General features: G+C 54.9%; 16 protein-coding genes and 1 tRNA gene. 11 read left to right on the top strand and 6 right to left on the bottom strand.

Going from position 1 to position 20609, the window contains the following annotated elements:
- Window positions 1-14 precede the first annotated feature (14 nt).
- Together ACX1CU_RS02865 and ACX1CU_RS02860 are read right to left on the bottom strand one after the other, a co-directional pair.
- Entirely contained in the window at window positions 15-1268 is a 1254-nt protein-coding gene (locus tag ACX1CU_RS02865) for a tyrosine-type recombinase/integrase (RefSeq protein ID WP_459401137.1), read from the bottom strand.
- A gap of 218 nt (window positions 1269-1486) precedes the next feature.
- Window positions 1487-1571, bottom strand: a tRNA-Leu gene (locus ACX1CU_RS02860).
- A gap of 465 nt (window positions 1572-2036) precedes the next feature.
- Between ACX1CU_RS02860 and ACX1CU_RS02855 the strand changes: the two genes are divergently transcribed.
- Genes ACX1CU_RS02855 through ACX1CU_RS02845 form a run of 3 tightly spaced genes read left to right on the top strand, consistent with a single transcriptional unit; the run spans window position 2037 to window position 5192 of the window.
- Window positions 2037-2804, top strand: coding sequence for a DeoR/GlpR family DNA-binding transcription regulator (locus ACX1CU_RS02855; protein WP_459401136.1), 768 nt, complete (start codon window positions 2037-2039; stop codon window positions 2802-2804).
- Between the two features lie 37 nt (window positions 2805-2841).
- The gene (denD, locus tag ACX1CU_RS02850) at window positions 2842-3804 is read left to right on the top strand and encodes a D-erythronate dehydrogenase (RefSeq protein ID WP_459401135.1); all 963 of its coding nucleotides are present in this window, start codon (window positions 2842-2844) and stop codon (window positions 3802-3804) included.
- Window positions 3804-5192, top strand: coding sequence for a GntP family permease (locus ACX1CU_RS02845; protein ID WP_459402710.1), 1389 nt, complete (start codon window positions 3804-3806; stop codon window positions 5190-5192). Before denD ends, ACX1CU_RS02845 begins: the two co-directional genes overlap by 1 nt.
- Before the next feature lie 66 nt (window positions 5193-5258).
- Here the strand turns inward: ACX1CU_RS02845 and lptG are convergent, their stop codons facing one another.
- Together lptG and lptF are read right to left on the bottom strand one after the other, a co-directional pair.
- On the bottom strand, window positions 5259-6329 hold the full coding sequence (lptG, locus tag ACX1CU_RS02840) for an LPS export ABC transporter permease LptG (protein WP_459401134.1): 1071 nt from the start codon (window positions 6327-6329) through the stop codon (window positions 5259-5261).
- Window positions 6329-7423 carry an LPS export ABC transporter permease LptF gene (gene lptF / locus ACX1CU_RS02835; RefSeq protein WP_459401133.1) on the bottom strand — a complete coding sequence of 365 codons (1095 nt, stop codon included), beginning with the start codon at window positions 7421-7423 and terminating at the stop codon, window positions 6329-6331. The genes lptG and lptF overlap by 1 nt, the downstream gene beginning before the upstream one ends.
- Window positions 7424-7703: 280 nt before the next feature.
- On the opposite strand from lptF, the gene pepA reads away from it, so the two are divergent.
- The 6 genes from pepA to ACX1CU_RS02805 all read left to right on the top strand — a co-directional run bounded on the left by pepA (window position 7704) and on the right by ACX1CU_RS02805 (window position 16154).
- Window positions 7704-9215: a leucyl aminopeptidase gene (gene pepA, locus ACX1CU_RS02830; RefSeq protein ID WP_459401132.1), complete on the top strand. Its 1512-nt coding sequence runs from the start codon at window positions 7704-7706 to the stop codon at window positions 9213-9215.
- 187 nt (window positions 9216-9402) lie between these two features.
- A complete protein-coding gene (locus ACX1CU_RS02825; RefSeq protein ID WP_459401131.1) occupies window positions 9403-9855 on the top strand; it encodes a DNA polymerase III subunit chi in 453 nt (150 codons plus the stop codon).
- 13 nt (window positions 9856-9868) lie between these two features.
- Window positions 9869-12745: a valine--tRNA ligase gene (locus ACX1CU_RS02820; RefSeq protein ID WP_459401130.1), complete on the top strand. Its 2877-nt coding sequence runs from the start codon at window positions 9869-9871 to the stop codon at window positions 12743-12745.
- A gap of 180 nt (window positions 12746-12925) precedes the next feature.
- Window positions 12926-13429, top strand: a complete 504-nt coding sequence (locus tag ACX1CU_RS02815) for a GNAT family N-acetyltransferase (protein ID WP_459401129.1) — start codon at window positions 12926-12928, stop codon at window positions 13427-13429.
- A 344-nt stretch (window positions 13430-13773) separates the two neighbouring features.
- Complete coding sequence (locus ACX1CU_RS02810) at window positions 13774-15381, top strand: GMC family oxidoreductase (protein WP_459401128.1); 1608 nt, start codon at window positions 13774-13776, stop codon at window positions 15379-15381.
- 173 nt (window positions 15382-15554) lie between these two features.
- Entirely contained in the window at window positions 15555-16154 is a 600-nt protein-coding gene (locus ACX1CU_RS02805; protein WP_459401127.1) for a TetR/AcrR family transcriptional regulator, read from the top strand.
- A 236-nt stretch (window positions 16155-16390) separates the two neighbouring features.
- On the opposite strand, the gene miaE is transcribed toward ACX1CU_RS02805, so the two are convergent.
- Window positions 16391-17152: a tRNA isopentenyl-2-thiomethyl-A-37 hydroxylase MiaE gene (gene miaE / locus ACX1CU_RS02800; protein WP_459401126.1), complete on the bottom strand. Its 762-nt coding sequence runs from the start codon at window positions 17150-17152 to the stop codon at window positions 16391-16393.
- Between the two features lie 47 nt (window positions 17153-17199).
- Window positions 17200-17628 carry a ribonuclease E inhibitor RraB gene (gene rraB / locus ACX1CU_RS02795; protein WP_459401125.1) on the bottom strand — a complete coding sequence of 143 codons (429 nt, stop codon included), beginning with the start codon at window positions 17626-17628 and terminating at the stop codon, window positions 17200-17202.
- A 162-nt stretch (window positions 17629-17790) separates the two neighbouring features.
- Here rraB and argF point away from each other — a divergent pair, with 162 nt between their 5' ends.
- Window positions 17791-18810: an ornithine carbamoyltransferase gene (gene argF, locus ACX1CU_RS02790; RefSeq protein ID WP_459401124.1), complete on the top strand. Its 1020-nt coding sequence runs from the start codon at window positions 17791-17793 to the stop codon at window positions 18808-18810.
- Window positions 18811-19037: 227 nt separating this feature from the next.
- A complete protein-coding gene (locus tag ACX1CU_RS02785) occupies window positions 19038-20606 on the top strand; it encodes an ABC transporter substrate-binding protein (RefSeq protein ID WP_459401123.1) in 1569 nt (522 codons plus the stop codon).
- The last annotated feature ends 3 nt before the right edge of the window (window positions 20607-20609 follow it).

Raw genomic sequence — 20609 nt, 5'->3', positions numbered from 1 at the left:
AGTATTGCAACATATCACTTTTTAAACTCATACGGCACCACATGCGCCTTGCGGTTCGCATCCAGATAATCTGCCCACCATTGCAGCATCAGCTTGCGTTCTTCGATGTGTTCAGCCTTATGGATATAAGCCGCCCGCACGCTATTGCGTTCCTGGTGGCTCATTTGCCGCTCTACTGCGTCCTTTGACCACTGCCCTGACTCAACCAGTGCGCTACAGGCCATGGTGCGGAAACCATGCCCGCACAACTCGGTTGTGGTGTTATATCCCATGACGCGCAACGCATTATTGACGGTATTTTCACTCATGGGTTTGCTAGGACGATGATCGCCAGGGAAAATAAGCTCATGGTTGCCGCTGATCGCCTTGATCTCTTCCAACAGTGCTAAAGCCTGCCGGGATAAAGGCACCAAATGCTCGGTACGCATTTTTGCCCCACGTTGAGAGTGTTTTACACCCGGTATCGCTTCACGTTCAGCCGGTATGGTCCACATAGCACGTTTAAAGTCGATTTCAGTCCAACGGGCAAAGCGCAGTTCGCTGGAGCGGATAAAGACACATAGCGTTAACTTTAAGGCTAAGGTGGTCAACGTCCGCCCTTTATAGTGCTCAATCCTTGCCAGAAAATCCGGTAACCTCTCCAGTTTCAAAGCAGGGCGATGGGTGGCTTTTGGCGAAGCTAACGCCCCAGAGAGATCTTGGGCGGGATTACGCTCTATCAGATCGTTCTGCACCGCATAGCGCATAATATCGGTCACCCGCTGGCGCAACCGTGACGCCAAATCGAGATGGCCGTTTTGCTCCACCACTTTCAACGGCTCAAGCAAGTCTTTGGCTTTCAGGTCAGCAATGTGGCGCTGCCCTATCGCTGGCAGAATATTGCGTTCCATGTCACGCCATACCCTTTCAGCATGCGTTTTTGACCAGCGATTCTGACTAATTTGCTGGAACCAGTCATGAGCCACTTTTTCGAAGGTATTCAGCGCAACCTGCGCTTCTTCTTTTTCTACTTCCCGTTTTTCTGCCGGATTGATGCCATCGGCTAACAACAGCCGTACCTCATCGCGCTTCTCTCTGGCCTTGGCCAACGAGATCAGCGGATAGGCACCAAAAGCAATCCGGCTCTCCTTACCAGCAAAACGGTACTTGAGATACCAGCGCTTAGAGCCGTTGGGATTTACCAAAAGATACAGGCCATGCGCATCCGCGAGTTTGTAGGCTTTCTCGCGTGGCTTGGCGGTTCTAGCTACAACGTCTGTCAGGGCCATAATTGGGGGTCAACTCATTATCGAAGTGGGTTGACCCTCATCTTGACCCCCAAATCATCTGGATGTCAATGGACGAAAAAAGACCACTGTGGATAAAGTAGACAGTTCACGAAGGTACAAGGGAATACAAAATGTGTTATTTAACAATAAGATATAAACGTTAATGGAAGATTATGGACATAAAAAAAGCCACCCTAAGGTGACTTAATTTCATACTATGGTGCCGAAGGCCGGACTCGAACCGGCACGTCTTTCAACGGTTGATTTTGAATCAACTGCGTCTACCGATTTCGCCACTTCGGCACTGGAAGCAGTATGCGGAAAACGTGGGCATTATACCTGCCAGCTTCTCTCGTGCAACAATTATCACGCACTCAATGAGTTGAATGTTGAAAAAAACGTCACCCGGCTATTTTCCCTGCGTACTTTGCTTGTTTATCAGCCCCATTTTGATTGCCACGTTCACAGATGGCGGCCAAGCAAGAGCCACGCTATCAAGTCCTGAAGGTGAGCAATCCCCAAGGTAACATCACGTCTTGTTGTTACACATCACATTATTCATCACAGTCCCCTGTTACCGGTAAAATCGCCAAAAACAAAATTAACCAATTGAATATAAAATACTTTATTAAAAATCCAGATCGAGCCTTCTGTGACCCTCATCGTTTAATTGTTAAATCAGATAATTAAACATTAACTCCCATAACAAAAAATAACAGCCATTGCGCGGCAACATCGCCAGCAGCCCGCAGCTGCCGAGGAGAGAGCATGATCCCATCGGAACGCCGTGATTTTATCTATCGCCATGTACATGAATATCAGTTGGTCACCATTGTGGCTTTAGCCGAGTTGATGAGCGTTTCACACATGACTGTTCGGCGCGATATCCATCAACTGGAAGAAGAAGGCAAAGTGATCAGCGTCAGCGGTGGCGTACGCCTGAGCGATGCGCTGCGTCAGGAGTTGGCCTATAAAGAAAAAGCCCAGCTGCATCACCGGCAGAAACGGGCCATCGGCAAATATGCCGCAGCGATGGTGGAAGATGGCCAGGTGGTTTACCTGGATGCGGGCACCACCAGCTTCGAGATCGCCCGCCATCTGGCAGAACGCTTCAACCTGACCGTCGTTACCAACGATTTTTCCATTATTCAGCACCTGATGAATCGCCCGCAGCTCAACCTGTTTCATACCGGTGGGCGCGTCGATCAACGCAACTTTTCCTGTGCGGGCAGCAGCGCTGCCATGCTGCTGCGCACCCTGAATATCGATATCGCCTTTATCAGCACCAGTTCCTGGGATCTGGAGCATGGCCTTTCCACACCACACGAAGAAAAAGTCCTGGTGAAACAGGCACTGCTGGACGTGGCACGGCGCAAGGTGCTGGTCTCCGACAGCAGTAAATACGGCAAGTACGGCATGTTCCGCGTCTGCCCCCTAACGGCGCTCGACGACATCATCTGCGATGCCGCGCTGCCGCCAGATGCACTGCAACAGCTCAAAGAGCGCGGTTTGCGGCTGCACAGCATCAACCTCTGATAACAACAATCTCCCCTATAGGGAAAGGAAAATAACCATGAAAGTCATCATTACCGGTGGAGCAGGTTTTTTGGGGCAGCGTTTAGCAACCGCATTATTGCGGGAGAATGAGCTGCCCTTCAGTGAATTGATTCTGGCGGATATTCAGCAGCCTTCCGCCCCTGTGGAAGACCCGCGCGTACGCTGCCTGGCGCTCGATCTCACCCAGCCCGGTGCTGCTAACCAGTTGATCGATAAGCACTGCAGCGTGCTGTTCCACTTGGCTGCCATCGTCAGCAGCCATGCGGAAAGCGATTTCGATCTCGGCATGCAGGTCAACTTCGACGCCACCCGCCAGCTACTAGAAGCCGCACGGCATAATGCCCCGGCCATGAAACTGATCTTCACCAGTTCGCTGGCGGTGTTTGGCGGCACACTCCCGTCCATCGTCACCGATAATTGTGCCGTGCTGCCGCAGTCATCCTATGGCACGCAAAAAGCCCTGTGCGAACTGCTGATCAACGACTATGCCCGCAAGGGATTTGTCGATGGGCGAGTATTGCGCTTGCCCACCATTAGCGTGCGGCCCGGCAAGCCAAATAAAGCGGCCTCTTCGTTTGCCAGCGGCATCATCCGTGAACCGCTGCATGGCGAATCTTCGGTTTGCCCGGTTTCCCCCGATCTCGCTTTGTGGTTATCCAGCCCTGGTACCGTAATGCGTAACTTTATTCATGCCGCTCGGCTTTCTGCCGCGCAGTTCGGTACCTCTCGTACCGTCAACCTGCCCGGCATCAGCGTCACAGTCCAACAGATGTTGCACGCACTGGGTGCGGTTGCCGGTGAACAGGCTCGTGAACGGGTCAGCTTTGCACCGGACGAAGCCATCAACCGGATCGTCGCCAGTTGGCCGGGTAACTTCGACGTTCAGCGTGCGCTGGCGTTAGGGTTCTCTGTCGATGAAGACTTCCAGCAGATCATCCGTGCCTTTATGCGCGATGAAATGCTACAGGCAGGGGGCTGATTATGGCGCTTTATACCCCTATCATCGGCCTGGCAGTGGCCGTATTCGTGCTGGTTTTTCTGGTGCTGCGTACCCGGGTGCACGCACTGATTGCCATGCTGGCGGCGGCCTCGATCGCCGGTATTTCTGGCGGGCTGACGGCAGTACAAACGGTAGATACCATCAGCAAAGGGTTCGGCAGCACGCTTGGCAGCATCGGGATTGTGATCGGCTTGGGCGTGATGATGGGCCGCGTGCTGGAAGTCTCTGGCGCAGCGGAACAGATCGCCTACAGCTTTATCAAATGGCTGGGCAAAAAGCGTGAAGAGTGGGCATTGGCGATCACCGGTTATATTGTCAGTATCCCGATTTTCGTCGATTCGGCCTTCGTCATTCTTTATCCACTGGTGAAGGCGCTGGCCAAAAAAGGCAAACGCAATCTGTTAACGCTCGGGGTTTCCTTGGCTGGCGGGCTGATCCTCACCCACCATGCCGTGCCACCCACACCGGGCCCATTAGGTGTGGCAGCGATCTTCGGCGTTGATATTGGTGCCATGATGATGGCGGGCCTGGTGTTGGCTATTCCTTGCGTGATCGGTGTGGTTATCTATGCGCGCTGGCTTGGCACCCGTTACCCGGATTTTGAGCCGGAAAATCGGGATGAAGAACCCGAGGATTTGCACGCTGCCCACCAGCGCTATATGGCTGAAAAAGAAGCTAAGGCACTGCCTAGCCTGACGTTATCACTGCTGCCAATCGTGGCCCCCATCGTGCTGATCTTTATCAACGCGGTGAACAATATGCTGGCAAAGGCCGAAGGCATGGTATGGCTGGGCGAAAGCCTCTGGGGGCAGGCGTTCGCCTTTCTGGGTTCGCCGATTATTGCTTTGGCGATCAGCGTGTTGCTGGCGGTCTACACCCTGATGCCCAACGTCGATAAGCACGAAACGCTGGAACGGCTGGAAGAAGGTTTGCAGACCGCAGGGATTATCCTGCTGGTCACCGGTGCAGGCGGCGCGTTAGGAGCGGTGCTACGTGAAAGTGGTACCGGCACCTTGCTGGCCCAGCACGTCGCCAACCTGCCGCTGACGCCAGTGCTAATCCCCTTTTTCATTGCGACGCTGGTCAGGCTGATACAAGGTTCAGGTACGGTGGCCATGATTACCGCCGCATCGATCTCTGCCCCAATCGTCAGCCAGTTACCCGGCGTCAACATGCTTGCCGCCGCTCAGGCTGCCACCATGGGCGCGCTGTTCTTCAGCTATTTTAACGACAGCATGTTCTGGGTAGTAAACCGCATGATGGGGATCAAGGACGTTAAGCTACAGATGATGGTCTGGTCGGTGCCCACCACTATCGCCTGGGCGATCAGCCTGTGCGGTATCCTGATACTGGATTGGCTACTGTAATTTCTGATAAACAATGCCAGTCAGTGGGTTTAACTGACTGGCATTATTAAAGCAATATGAATAACGCTATCTGCGTTTCAGCAACATATACAGGCTAAGCAGCAGGAACAGCAGGCTCGGCAACAGCGCGCCCAATACCGGCGGCATACTGTAAACCAGGCTCAGCGGGCCGAAAATCTGATCCAGCACATAGAACAGGAAACCGAAGCTGATACCGGTCACAACGCGGATCCCCATAGGAACGCTGCGCAGCGGGCCGAAGATAAACGATAGCGCCATCAGCATCATCACCGCCACGGAGAGCGGCGAGAAAATTTTGCTCCACATGTTCAACTGATAACGGTTGGCTTCCTGCCCGCTCTGCTTCAGGTACTTCACATAATTGTGCAGCCCGCTGATAGAGAGTGATTCAGGATCTAACGCCACCACGCCCAGCTTGTCCGGCGTCAGGTTGGTTTTCCAAATACCGGTCAGCGTCTGGGTACCCGTCACCTGTTTCGCGTTGGTCAGATCAGAAGTATCCACCTGCGACAGTTTCCACTCGCCATCTTCGAAGTTGGCGCTGGCGGCATAGCGTACTTTCTCCAACCTGCGCTGGTCGTTAAAGTGATAGATATTCACCCCAGACAGCTCAGTCTCACCGGACACCCGTTCAATGTAGATGAAATCATTGCCGTCTTTTGCCCATAAGCCGCTTTTGGTGGAAAGCAGAGAACCGCCGTACATCTGCTGCGCACGGTAGTTACGCGCCATCTGCTCACCTTGCGGTGCAACCCACTCGCCAATTGCCATAGTCAGCAACACCAGCGGGATCGCCGTTTTCATCACCGAACCGGCGATCTGCAAGCGGGTAAAACCGGCCGCCTGCATGACCACCAGTTCACTGCGCGTAGCCAGCGTCCCCAAGCCAAGCAAGGCCCCCAACAACGCCGCCATCGGGAAAAAGAGCTCAATATCTGTCGGTACGCTGAGCAGAGTAAATACCCCCGCCCCTAGCGCCGTGTAGTCACCCTGGCCCACTTTACGCAACTGCTCAACGAACTTGATGATGCCGGAAAGCGATACCAGCATAAACAGCGTCATCATGATGGTGTTGAAAATCGTTTTACCGATATAACGGTCTAATACACCAAACATCAGGCCGCTCCTTTGAAGCGTTCACGCAGTCTGCGCATCGGTACGGTGTCCCACAGGTTAAGTACCAGCGCAATCGCCAGGTAGGCCACGTTCACCACCCACATCCACAGCATCGGGTCGAGTTTGCCTTTACCGCCGTTGGAACGCAGCGATGTCTGCACCAGGAAGAAGATAAGATACAGCAAGATGGCTGGCAGCATGCTCAGCACGCGGCCCTGGCGCGGATTCACCACGCTCAGTGGCACCACCAGCAGCGCCATCAGTATCACAGAAACCACCAGCGTCAGGCGCCAGTGGAACTCGGCGGTGGCATCCGGATCGTCAGATTCCCACAGCATACGCATCGACAACTGCTCAGTCTGGGTGTTATCCAGCGTCACCGGGCGGTGGCCGATCACCGCTTTGTAATCATTGAAATCCGTGATGCGGAAATCACGCAGCAGCGCAGTGCCCTCAAAGCGGGTGCCTTTATCCAACGTCACCACCTGCGAACCATCGCGGTTCTGGTTAATCACGCCGTGCTCCGCCACCACCACCGAAGGCCGCTGATTACCGCTTGGGCGCAGCTGCGCCAGGAACACATCATTGAAGGCGTTCCCTTTTACGTCGCCGACAAACAGCACGGCATTGCCATCCTGTGACGGGCGGAACTGGCCTTCTGCCAGCCCGGCAATGCTCGGGTTGGCTTTGGCTTCCGCAATCACTGCATCCTGATTACTGGAAGCCCATGGCCCCAACCAGAACACGTTCACCGCAGCAAAAGCGGAAGTGAAGAGCGCCAACGTCATGGCGGCAATAATCAGGGTCCGTTTACCCAAGCCGCAAGCATGCATAACGGTGATTTCGCTTTCGGTATACAACCGCCCAAGCGTCATCAAAATGCCAAGAAACAGGCTTAAGGGCAGGATCAGCTGCGCCATCTTTGGCACACCCAATGCAAGCAGGGATAATACTAAGTTTGTTGGGATATTACCGTTGACCGCATCGCCTAACACCCTGACCAGGTTCTGACAAAAAAAGATCAGGAGCAGGATAAACAGGATGGCAATTTGGCTCTTCAGCGTTTCCCGTACCAGATATCTAATGATGATCACGCTTATTACGCCTGTGAAAACTTGTCTTTTTGCAGGAAAATCGCTAGTTTCATCGCTAATCCGCCATTTTTTGTCATCATGTGGCAACCTTCACAGCTAAAATAGTATTAGAACATCAAGCCGTTTGGGTGCCTTATAGGTACTATCCTATAGTCGCCAAAACAGAACATTTACGCAGTTCAGGTTAACATACTCAGTTAACTCAATGACGGCAGCACGTTACGAAGTCAGTCATTCTAGCCGTAGCTACCGCCGTTGTCTTTAAGATTCAGGAGAGTGCATGGAGTTCAGTGTAAAAAGCGGTAGCCCGGAAAAACAGCGTAGCGCCTGTATTGTCGTCGGCGTTTTCGAACCGCGCCGCCTGTCACCTATCGCAGAACAACTCGACAAAATCAGTGATGGTTATATCAGCGCATTGCTGCGCCGTGGCGAACTGGAAGGCAAAGTCGGGCAGACGTTACTGCTGCACCATGTGCCGAACATTCTCTCCGAACGCATCCTGTTAATCGGCTGTGGCAAAGAGCGCGAGCTCGATGAGCGCCAATACAAACAGGTGATTCAGAAAACCATCAATACCCTTAACGACACCGGTTCCATGGAGGCCGTCTGCTTCCTTACCGAACTGCACGTCAAAGGCCGTAACACCTACTGGAAGGTGCGCCAGGCGGTAGAAACTGCCAAAGAAACGCTCTACACCTTCGATCAGCTAAAAAGCAACAAAGTGGAGCCACGCCGCCCGCTGCGTAAAATGGTGTTCAACGTGCCAACGCGCCGCGAACTCACCAGCGGCGAACGTGCCATCCAGCACGGCCTGGCTGTCGCTTCCGGCATCAAAGCTGCCAAAGATCTCGGCAATATGCCACCGAATATCTGTAACGCCGGGTATCTGGCATCGCAGGCGCGTCAGTTGGCGGATGCGTTCAGCACCCACATCACCACCCGCGTCATCGGCGAACAGCAGATGAAAGAGCTGGGGATGAACGCCTATCTGGCAGTCGGTGCCGGTTCGCAAAACGAATCATTGATGTCCGTGATGGAATATAAAGGTAATCCCAATCCCGACGCTAAGCCGATCGTGCTGGTGGGCAAAGGTCTGACCTTTGACTCCGGCGGTATCTCGATCAAACCGGCCGACGGCATGGACGAGATGAAGTACGACATGTGCGGTGCCGCCACGGTGTATGGCGTGATGCGCGTGGTAGCAGAGCTTAATCTGCCGCTGAACGTGATCGGCGTGCTGGCAGGCTGTGAAAACATGCCGGGCGGGCGCGCTTATCGCCCAGGTGACGTGCTGACCACCATGTCCGGCCAAACGGTTGAAGTGCTGAACACCGACGCCGAAGGCCGCCTGGTGCTGTGCGACACCCTCACCTACGTGGAGCGTTTCGAACCGGAACTGGTGATTGATATCGCCACCCTGACCGGGGCCTGCGTGATCGCACTCGGCCATCACCTCACCGGTTTGATGTCGAACCATAATCCGCTGGCACACGAACTGATCGGCGCTTCCGAGCAATCTGGTGACCGCGCGTGGCGCCTGCCGCTGGCAGACGAGTACTACGAGCAACTGGATTCCAACTTTGCCGATATGGCAAACATCGGCGGCCGTCCTGGCGGGGCGATCACCGCAGGGTGCTTCCTGTCGCGCTTTACCCGCAAATACAGCTGGGCACACCTGGATATTGCTGGCACCGCATGGCGCTCCGGCAAAAACAAAGGGGCTACCGGTCGCCCGGTGGCGCTGCTGGCGCAGTTCTTGCTTAATCGGGCAGGTCTGAACGGCGACGATTAATATACCCTTCATCTTTCAAGCTGCAGCGTTGTTGGCTGCGCTCGTTCACCCCAGTCACTGACTCAAGTCAGCTCCTGGGGTTTCACGAACTGGCCGCCTAGCTGCAACTTGAAATCTATTGGGTATATAATCATGCAATACGGGCGCACTGGTTGCGCCCCTACTTTTTCTTAGCGGCAACGAATCAATGAGCAAACAGGCAACGTTCTACCTCCTCGAACACCCAGACCCCGCTGGCGCGCTCAGCGCACACGAGGCGGTGGCCTGCGCCGTTGCTGCTGAACGTTGGCGCACAGGCAAGCGGGTGCTGATCGCCTGTGAAAGCCAAGAGCAGGCCCAGCGGCTGGACGAAGCGCTGTGGCAGCGCGAGCCGCACCAATTTGTGCCGCACAACCTCGCGGGCGAAGGGCCGAACTACGGCGCCCCGGTCGAACTGTGCTGGCCCGGTAAACGCGGCAATGCCCCGCGCGATCTGCTGATCGCCCTGCTGCCGCAGTTTGCAGATTTTGCTACTGCTTTCCATGAAGTGGTAGACTTCGTTCCTTACGAAGACACCTTGAAACAGTTGGCGCGCGAACGTTACAAAGCCTATCGCAGCGTCGGCTTCCATTTGACCACGGCCACGCCGCCAACTTACTGAACAACGAAGCACAATGGAAAAGACAAACAGTCATCTCGATACCGCCTACGACCCAACACAGATCGAACAGAAGCTTTACGACCACTGGGAAAGTCAGGGTTATTTCAAACCGAATGGCGATACTAGCCAGGAAAGTTTCTGCATCATGATCCCGCCGCCGAACGTCACCGGCAGCCTGCATATGGGCCACGCGTTCCAGCAGACCATTATGGACACCATGATCCGCTACCAGCGTATGCAGGGTAAAAATACCCTGTGGCAGGCCGGTACCGACCATGCAGGGATCGCCACCCAGATGGTGGTTGAGCGCAAGATCGCCGCAGAAGAAGGCAAAACTCGCCACGATTATGGCCGCGATGCCTTTATCGACAAGATCTGGCAGTGGAAGGCTGAGTCCGGCGGTACCATCACCCGCCAGATGCGCCGCCTCGGCAACTCGGTGGATTGGGAGCGCGAACGCTTCACCATGGACGATGGCCTGTCCAACGCGGTGAAAGAGGTGTTTGTCCGCCTGTACAAAGAAGACCTGATCTACCGTGGCAAACGCCTGGTGAACTGGGATCCGAAGCTGCGCACCGCCATTTCCGATCTGGAAGTGGAAAACCGCGAATCCAAAGGTTCCATGTGGCACCTGCGTTACCCGCTGGCCGACGGCGCAACCACCGCCGAAGGTAAAGATTATCTGGTGGTTGCTACCACCCGTCCGGAAACCGTGCTGGGTGATACCGGCGTGGCGGTCAACCCGGAAGATCCGCGTTACAAAGACCTGATTGGCAAAGAGCTCATTCTGCCATTGGTGAACCGCCGCATCCGTATTTTGGGTGACGAACATGCCGATATGGAAAAAGGCACCGGCTGCGTGAAGATCACCCCGGCGCACGATTTCAACGACTATGAAGTGGGTAAGCGCCACGGCCTGCCGATGATCAACATTCTGACTTTCGACGGCGATATCCGCCAGGAAGCGGAAGTGTTCGATACCCTGGGCGAAGCCAGCACGGCCTACAGCAGCGAAATTCCAGCACAGTTCCGTGGCCTGGAGCGTTTCGCCGCGCGTAAAGCCGTGGTAGCCGCCTTTGACGAGCTCGGCCTGCTGGACGAAATCAAACCGCACGATCTGACCGTGCCTTACGGCGACCGTGGCGGCGTGGTGATCGAACCGATGCTCACCGACCAATGGTACGTGCGCACCGCACCGCTGGCCAACGTGGCGGTAGAAGCGGTTGAACAGGGTGAAATCCAGTTCGTACCTAAGCAGTACGAAAACATGTACTTCAGCTGGATGCGCGACATTCAGGACTGGTGTATCTCGCGCCAACTGTGGTGGGGCCACCGTATTCCGGCCTGGTACGATGCTAATGGCAACGTGTACGTGGGCCGCACCGAAGAAGAAGTGCGCAGCGAAAACAACCTGGGTGCGGACATCGCGCTGAACCAGGATGAAGACGTGCTGGATACCTGGTTCTCCTCCGGCCTGTGGACCTTCTCTACCCTGGGTTGGCCAGAGCAGACCGCCGCGCTGAAAACCTTCCACCCCACCAGCGTGATGGTCAGCGGCTTCGACATCATCTTCTTCTGGATTGCCCGCATGATCATGCTGACCATGCACTTCATCAAAGATGAAGACGGCAAGCCGCAGGTGCCGTTCAAGACCGTGTACATGACCGGCCTGATCCGCGACGACGAAGGGCAGAAGATGTCCAAGTCAAAAGGCAACGTGATCGACCCGCTGGATATGGTAGACGGCATCTCGCTGGAAGATCTGCTGGAAAAACGCACCGGCAACATGATGCAGCCGCAGTTGGCAGAGAAAATCCGCAAGCGCACCGAGAAGCAGTTCCCGAACGGCATTGAGCCGCACGGCACCGACGCCCTGCGCTTCACCCTGGCAGCATTGGCTTCCACCGGCCGCGATATCAACTGGGATATGAAGCGCCTGGAAGGCTACCGCAACTTCTGTAACAAGCTGTGGAACGCCAGCCGCTTTGTGCTGATGAACACCGAAGAGCACGACTGTGGCTTCAACGGCGGTGAGATGCAACTTTCGCTGGCCGATCGCTGGATCCTGGCAGAATTCAACCGTACGGTGAAAGCCTACCGCGAAGCGCTGGATACCTATCGTTTCGATATCGCCGCGGGCATCCTGTATGAATTCACCTGGAACCAGTTCTGCGACTGGTATCTGGAACTGGCCAAGCCGATCGTCAGCAACGGCAGCGAAGCGGAACAGCGCGGCACGCGCCATACGCTGATCACCGTGCTGGAAGCCTTGCTGCGTCTGGCGCACCCAATCATTCCGTTTATCACCGAAACCATCTGGCAGCGTGTGAAGACTCTGACCGGCGAAACCGCAGACACCATCATGCTGCAACCCTTCCCGGCCTACGACGCCGCGCTGGAAGACCAGCAGGCGCTGAACGATCTGGAGTGGATCAAGCAAGCGATCACCGCGGTGCGTAACATCCGTGCCGAGATGAACATCGCGCCAAGCAAAATGCTGGAAGTACTGCTGCGTAACGCCAGCGGCGATGCTCAGCGTCGGGTGCAGGAAAACCAGAGCTTTATCGAAAAGCTGGCGCGTTTGGAATCCATCACCCTGCTGCCTGCTGGCGATAAAGGCCCGGTATCGGTCACCAAACTGGTGGAAGGTGCGGAACTGCTGATCCCGATGGCCGGCTTTATCGATAAAGACGCAGAGATCGCGCGCCTGACGAAAGAGATGGGCAAGCTGGACGCAGAAATCGCTTCTATTGAAGGCAAGCTGTCGAATGAAGGCTTTGTCGCCCGTGCGCCGGAAGCGGTCGTCGCCAAAGAGCGCGAACGCTTGGCCGCCTGCCAGGAAGGCAAAGTGAAGCTGCAAGAACAGCAGGCGACCATCGCCGCGCTGTAACTGCCGCCTGCATAGCCAAGCAAACCGATCAAAAACAGCGGGTATTTTCCCCGCTGTTTTTTTATCACCATTGCCAAGGGTCAGCCTTAAATGGTATTACAAAGTATTAATGCGGCCCATTCCGTAATAACAACAAAATTCCGTAACCTTCCAGGGTTTCTCTCAATGGCGAGTATAAACATGACAACAGCAACCCCAGTGCGTCTTCTGGTGCGCCCAATAACGGCTGAAGATAATGCCGCTATTGCTCACGTCATTCGCGAAGTCTCCGCCGAGCACGGCTTGACGGCGGATAAAGGCTACACCGTTTCCGACCCCAATCTGGACGCGTTATACCAGATCTACAGCCAGCCACGTAGCGCCTACTGGGTGGTGGAGATAGAGGGTCAGATTGCCGGCGGCGGCGGCATTGCGCCACTGCAAGGCGGCGAAGCCGACGTTTGCGAATTACAGAAAATGTATTTCCTGCCGGAATTGCGCGGCAAAGGCCTGGCAAAACGCCTGGCGCTACAGGCGCTGGAGTTTGCCCGCCAACAAGGGTTCCGCTGCTGTTATTTAGAAACCACCGCCACTCTGCAACAGGCGATCGGCCTGTATGAGCATCTCGGTTTCGAGCATATCAATCACGCTATGGGCTGCACCGGCCACGGCGACTGCGAAGTTACCATGCTGAAAACGCTGTAACCTTCGCAGCCCCTCACCCTAACCCTCTCCCACAGGGATAGGGGACTTAACGTGCCACAGCCTTACTCCTGCGCCTGACGATAACACCGTTCCAACTCCCTCTCCCTCGGGGAGAGGGCCGGGGTGAGGGGAATCGGCTTGGCATCTGCATATTGAAAATTTATTAACATCAACATCACTCAACAAAAACCATCACATTTTTATATTTCAAACATATAAGCTGAGCCTTTAATCCATAATGTAAAATTATTGTGATATTCGTTAATAAATTAACGATCACAAATTGACCACCAATCCTGCTGCGCTACTCTGCAATAACCAGCCATCACGCACAGGGAACACTTATGTCGGAAAATACCTTCGATTACATCATTGTCGGCGCAGGCTCAGCGGGCTGCGTGCTGGCAGCACAGTTGATCCGCCGTACTCAGGCGCGTGTTCTGCTGCTGGAGGCCGGTGGCGACGACAATAATCTGTTTATCAAGATGCCCGCTGGGGTAGCCAAGATCATCGCCAAAAAAAGCTGGCCGTATGAAACCGAGCCAGAACCCCATGCCAACAACCGCCGTATGCAGATCGCCCAGGGCAAGGTGCTGGGTGGCAGCAGTTCGGTGAACGGCATGATTTATATTCGCGGTCAAAAACAGGATTACGACGATTGGGCCAAAAAATTCGGCTGCACCGGCTGGGGTTATCAGGACGTGTTGCCCTATTTTAAACGCGCCGAGGCCAACGAAAGCCTGTCCGATGGCTATCACGGCAGTGACGGACTGCTGCCGGTCAGTGAGAATCGCTATCGGCACCCGCTCAGCATGGCGTTTATCCGCGCTGGCCAGGAACTGAACCTGCCCTACCGCAACGACTTCAACGGCGAAAGCCAACACGGCGTCGGTTTCTACCAGACCACCACCCACAAAGGCGAACGCGCCAGCACCGCACGCACCTACCTGAAATCGGTGCGTGATAACTCACGGCTGGTAGTGAAGCTCAATGCCTTGGTGCACCGCGTCACTTTCGCAAGCAACGTGGCAACCGGTGTGGTTTACAGCCAGAACGGCGGCAGTGAAATCACCGCACAAGCCAGTAAAGAAGTGATCCTCAGCGCTGGCGCAGTCGGTTCACCGAAGATCCTGATGCTGTCCGGTATTGGTCCCCGCCAACATCTCGAATCCTTAGGCATTACGCCCCTGGCAGATCTGCCGGTGGGCAAGAACTTCCACGATCATCTGCATATGTCGATCAACGTCAGCATGCGCGAGCCTGTCAGTTTGTTCGGTGCCGATCGCGGTTTGCAGGCGCTGCGCCACGGTGCCGAGTGGCTGGCGTTCCGCAGCGGCGTGCTGAGCTCCAACGTGCTTGAAGGTGCCGCCTTTACCGACAGCCTCGGCGATGGTCGGCCAGACGTGCAGATCCACTTCCTGCCGCTGCTGGACAGTTGGGACGACGTACCCGGCGAACCACTGCCAGCGATCCACGGCATGACGCTGAAAGTCGGCTATTTACAGCCCAAAGCACGCGGCCAAGTGCAATTGCGCAGCCGCAACCCAAGCGATCCGGTCAAGCTACAGGCCAACTACCTTGGCCACCCGGACGATCTGGCCGGTAGCATTCGCGCTGTTAAATTTGGCCTGCGCTTTTTGCAAACCGCCGCCCTTAAACCGCTGATTAAAGATCTGCTGATGCCGCAGCCACAGTGGACCAACGACGAAGCGCAGTTGGAGGAGTTCGTGCGTAACTTCTGCAAGACGGTCTATCACCCGGTAGGCAGTTGCCGCATGGGCCAGAGCAGCGAAGACTCGGTGACCGATCTGCAACTACGGGTACACGGCTTTGAACGCCTGCGGGTGGTGGACTGCTCGGTCATGCCGCAGGTCACCAGCGGCAACACCAACGCTCCGACCATTATGCTGGCGGAAAAGGCAGTGGATTTGATTTTGGGTGAAATAGCTTAACTCGCCACTTTTCTAGGCGGAAAGTCGCTACTGCCGTGACTTTCCGCTTTCTCACAACGACTTGTCTGACTTCTCTGCTCAACGAGGCAATAACACAGCTAAATTTTTCTCCTTGATTTGTAGATTGATCAATCTACAATGATGGCAACTATGCTGCCTCTTACGAGAAAATCATGAGCAAAAATCTTGGGCGCCCACGTGAGTTCGATCCGCAAGCTTTTCTTAATCAGGCAAAAGACTGCTTTTGGCAGAACGGATACCGAGCTACCTCCATTGCCGACCTCATGAAAGCATCGGGTCTGGCTAGTGCCAGCATTTACAAACTATACCCTGATAAAAAAGCGATCTTCCTCGCAGCCCTTACTCAATACATGGACGAAGGCCTGATGCGCCTCAGAACACGCGCCGCCACACTGCCGCCACAGGATGCCCTGCGTGAAACGCTCGACTATTGCGCCGTGATCTCCACCGGCCCAGATGGCGAAAGAGGCTGTTTCACTATTGCTGCTGCCAATGAGTTACTGCCCGGAGACCAAGAAGTAAAACAGAAAGTGGATTACATGTTCACGCAGATTCAGGCGGCAATCACGCAGATCATCACCCAAGGTCAGGCAGACGCTACCTTCAGACAAGATATTGCGGCAGAAACTATTGCCAGTGGAATTTTTATGATGCTGGAAGGTATGCGGGTCTATGGGAAAGTCACCCCAACGCTTGAGTCACTAAAAAAAGCCAATGAATTCATGATTATGTCAGTGAAGAATGGAGCATAACACCTCCATTTCATGCTGTTACAGCGAAAGGGTGAACCATGTTAGAACCAGGCATGCAAGTCAGACAGGCTCAACATAGCCACCATATGGTGATCGTCAGCCTGCATGATAAACAGGCGACTTGTGTTTGGTATGAACGAGGAAGGATGCAGAAGAAAATGTTTCCCCAACACCAACTGATCGTGGTCAGAGGGCTGTCTGGCTCAGGCATGTTTCCCTGAGCTACAGGGAAAACATCACCCCACCGGCACACCGCTATGAAAGCGGAACTCATTATCCGGCGACCGGATCAGTTCGGCTTCAATGCGGCCAAAATGTGCCACACGCTCGCTGATATCCCCCTCGGCGATCTGCTGCGCCAGCGTCAGGTAGTCCTGATAATGGCGCGCCTCGGAACGCAGCAATGAAACGTAGAACCGGTTAAGTTCGTCGTCCAAAAACGGCGCCAGCTTAGCGAAGCGCTCGCAGGAGCGGGCCTCGATATAAGCGCCGCAGATTAATTTGTCGATCAAGGTAGCCGGATCGTGAGTGCGCACTTCGCGGATCATGCCTTTGGCATAGCGGCTGGCGGTGATCTTTTTATAGCGGATCTGCCGCGCCTGCATGATCTCCAGCACCTGCGAGAAATGATGCAGCTCTTCCTTAATCAGCAGCACCATCTTATCCACCAGATCCTGCCCGTAGGCCGAGCCGTTTTTTGGCAGGATCTTCTTGGTGAAAGCGCTCTGGCGGAATAAAGCTTCCGGCACGCCCTGCTCCTCATGCACAAAGGCCTCATAGGGCCGCAGCAGTGCCAGCAGTGCATCGCCGCTCTCTTTGTCCGCCACATAACGGCGGATCAGCCACATGCCGGTCTGCGCCGCTTTCAGTTCGCAAACCATATGGTCGGTCAGCAACAGTGGCAGGTTTTCCGGACGGCGCGCGGCATCAATCCAGCCATCTGGGGTTTCACAATGCAGGAAGTTCAGAATTGGGGTTAATAGAGAATGGTATGTCATTTGAGATTACACAGGAAAAGGGCCGGGAACCCGGCCCTTTAGATTAATTAATGGCGCTTACCGTCGTCGTCTTCATCGATAAATTCGCCGTCTTCTTCGTCATCCTCACCGTCTTCACCGTTCGGATCTTCGTAGTAGGTGCCCCAACCGTCGTAGTTAACGCCGCATTTCTCTGCCAGCGCCACCAGTTGCTCCACCTGGCTGTCGATCAGCTCAGCATTCAGCGCCACTTCGCTGATCACGTCACAGCACATCACCAGTGAGCCATCTTCTACTTCCAACTCTTCGGCATCGGTCACTTCGTAGCCCAGCTTAAAGGCTTCAACCGCGGCCTTCTCCAGCACTTCAAACTTTTCGGCAGAGAAATGGTGCTCAATGGTGTAGAGCGCATCCGGATCGCTGCCGTCTTCCAGCAGTTCTTCGATGATCAGGCGGGTTTCTTCACGTTGTTCTTCCAGCAATTCGCGGTTTGCCATGCCTCTATCCTCAATAAAATGGCTTTCAATACTTCTATTTTCACACACCAATGTCACAGCTGCCATGATAAACGTGAAAGATTTCTTTCTTGGGGTTGAAATTGAATATTCATACATATAAAGTGAATTTTAATTCAATTAAAACGTTAGGGATATACGAAGATGAGCCAGATAAACCCCTTTTACAGTCGTCACTTTTTGAGGTTAATGGATTTTACTCCTGCCGAGATCCAGTCTCTGCTGCAACTGGCTGCTGATTTAAAACAGGCCAAAAAGCAAGGCCAGGAAACCCGCCACCTGCAAGGCAAAAACATCGCGCTCATCTTCGAAAAAGACTCAACCCGTACCCGATGCTCTTTCGAAGTTGCCGCATTCGATCAGGGGGCACAGGTCACCTATCTTGGCCCAAGCGGCAGCCAGATCGGCCATAAAGAATCGATGAAAGACACCGCCCGCGTGCTGGGCCGCATGTACGACGGTATTCAGTATCGCGGTTTTGGCCAGCACCTGGTGGAAACGCTGGCAAACCACGCCGGTGTACCGGTGTGGAATGGCTTGACCAACGAGTTCCACCCCACCCAACTGCTGGCAGATCTGCTCACCGTGCGTGAACACATGCCGAACAAACCGCTGAGCGAAGTGAAGTTCGCCTACATCGGTGACGCACGTAACAATATGGGCAATACCCTGTTGGAAGCTGCTGCACTGGTGGGGATGGATCTGCGTCTGGTGGCACCAAAAGCCTGCTGGCCGCAGGCGGAACTGGTAGCAGAGTGTCAGGCGCTGGCGCAGCAGACCGGCGGTAAAATCACGCTGACGGAAGAGATCGCCGAAGGGGTGAAAGGCGCTGATTTCCTGTATACCGACGTTTGGGTCTCAATGGGCGAGCCGAAAGAGGTGTGGCAGGAACGTATTACCCTGTTGAAGCCTTACCAAGTGAACATGGCGATGGTTAAGCTGACCGGCAACCCGCAGGTGAAATTCCTGCACTGCCTGCCCGCGTTCCACGACGATCAAACCACCTTGGGTAAGCAGATGGCAGAGCAGTATGGCCTGCTGGGCGGTATGGAAGTCACTAACGAGGTATTCGAATCCGCGCACAGCGTGGTGTTCGATCAGGCGGAAAACCGCCTGCACACCATTAAAGCGGTGATGGTCGCCACATTGAGCAAAACGCTCTAGCCCAGAGCAACACTCTCGCAAACCCCTTCAGGTCGAGGGGGTTTATCTAGCAAACCCTCCCCCCGCGTCATATAGTCTTTTTTGTCATATCAAATAACAGATTGGCCTTTGCCTGCTTTTTACGAACGTTCTACCGTGGCACTTTGGCGGTGGAAATACCGTAAAAAAATCAACGATAACAACCTCTTCTCCGTTCTGGTTTGCCAGTACACTCAAGGGAAACGTCTATGAAAGCCAAAGCCTTACCGCTGTTTATTCTCGCCGCACTTTCCGGAGCCGCATTCGCCGCCACGCCGCCCAATACGCTGGTGGTCGTCCAATCGCTGGATGATATCGTCAGCCTCGATCCGGCAGAAGCCAACGAGCTTTCCAGCATCCAGACCGTGCCAAGCCTGTATCAACGGCTGGTGCAGGCCGATCGCGACAACCCGGCCAAGGTGATCCCGGTGCTGGCAGAAAGCTGGCAGGATGACGCCGCCGCCAAAACCCTGACGGTGAAGCTGCGCCCGCAGGCGGTGTTCTCCTCTGGCAACCCGCTAACCGCCGACGACGTGATTTTCTCTTATCAGCGCGCGGTGAAAATGAATAAGTCACCGGCGTTTATCCTTAACGTGCTCGGCTGGCAGCCGGACAATATCGCTACGCAGTTGAAGAAGATCGACGATCATACCGTGCAACTGAGCTGGACGGCGGACGTCAGCCCGGCGGTAGCACTGAATATTCTCTCAACGCCGATCGCCTCGATCGTCGACAGCAAAGCGGTGCAGCAAAACGTGAAAGGCGATGACTTCGGCAACGCCTGGCTGAAAATGCACTCCGCCGGTAGCGGCCCGTTCAAGATGCGGGTTTATCAGCCGCATCAGGCAATAGTGCTGGACGCCAACCCAAGCTCACCGGGCGATAAGCCGCTGCTCAGCAACATCATCATCAAAAACGTGCCAGACCCCAGCGCGCGCCGCCTGCTGATCCAGCAAGGCGATGCCGACGTGGCGCGTGAACTGGGCCCGGACCAGACCGCTGCGCTGAAAAACCAGCAGGGCGTGAAGGTGCTGGAAATCCCTTCCGCCGAGCAAAACTATCTGGTGTTCAATAGCGGCAACCAGGCCAATCCGCTGCTGAATAACCCGGCGTTCTGGGAGGCCGCGCGCTATCTGGTGGATTATCAGGGCATCACGAAAGATCTGCTGAAAGGGCAATACTTCGTACACCAAAGCTTCCTGCCGGTGGGTTTGCCGGGTGCGCTGGAAGATAACCCGTTCAGTTTTGATCCCGCTAAAGCCAAGGCGATCCTGGAAAAAGCCGGGATCGCTAACGCCAGCCTGACGCTGGACGTGGAAAACAAACCGCCGTTTATCACCATTGCCCAGTCGTTGCAGGCCAGCTTTGCCCAGGGCGGCGTAAAGCTTGAGCTATTGCCTGCGGCGGGCAGCCAGGTGTATGCGCGCGTGCGTGCCAAGCAGCACCAGGCGGCGATCCGCCTGTGGATCCCGGATTACTTCGACGCGCACTCCAACGCCAGCGCCTTTGCCTATAACGACGGCAAAAGCAGCACGGTGGCAGGCTTGAACGGCTGGCAGATCCCAGAGCTGAACCAGAAAACGCTGGCGGCGGTGGCAGAAGCCGATCCGGCCAAGCGCAGCGCGCTGTATACCGCCATGCAGCAGGAGCTGCAACGCAGTTCGCCTTATGTGTTTATCGATCAGGCCAAAACGCAGGTGGTGCTGCGCGATAACGTGAAGGGCTATCAACAGGGCCTGAATGCGGATATGGTTTACTACGATCGCGTCAGCAAATAATCA

Source organism: Serratia sp. D1N4, from assembly GCF_054552755.1.
The sequence above is the reverse complement of the archived record's forward strand: the minus strand, read 5'-3'. Positions and strand labels throughout refer to the sequence as shown.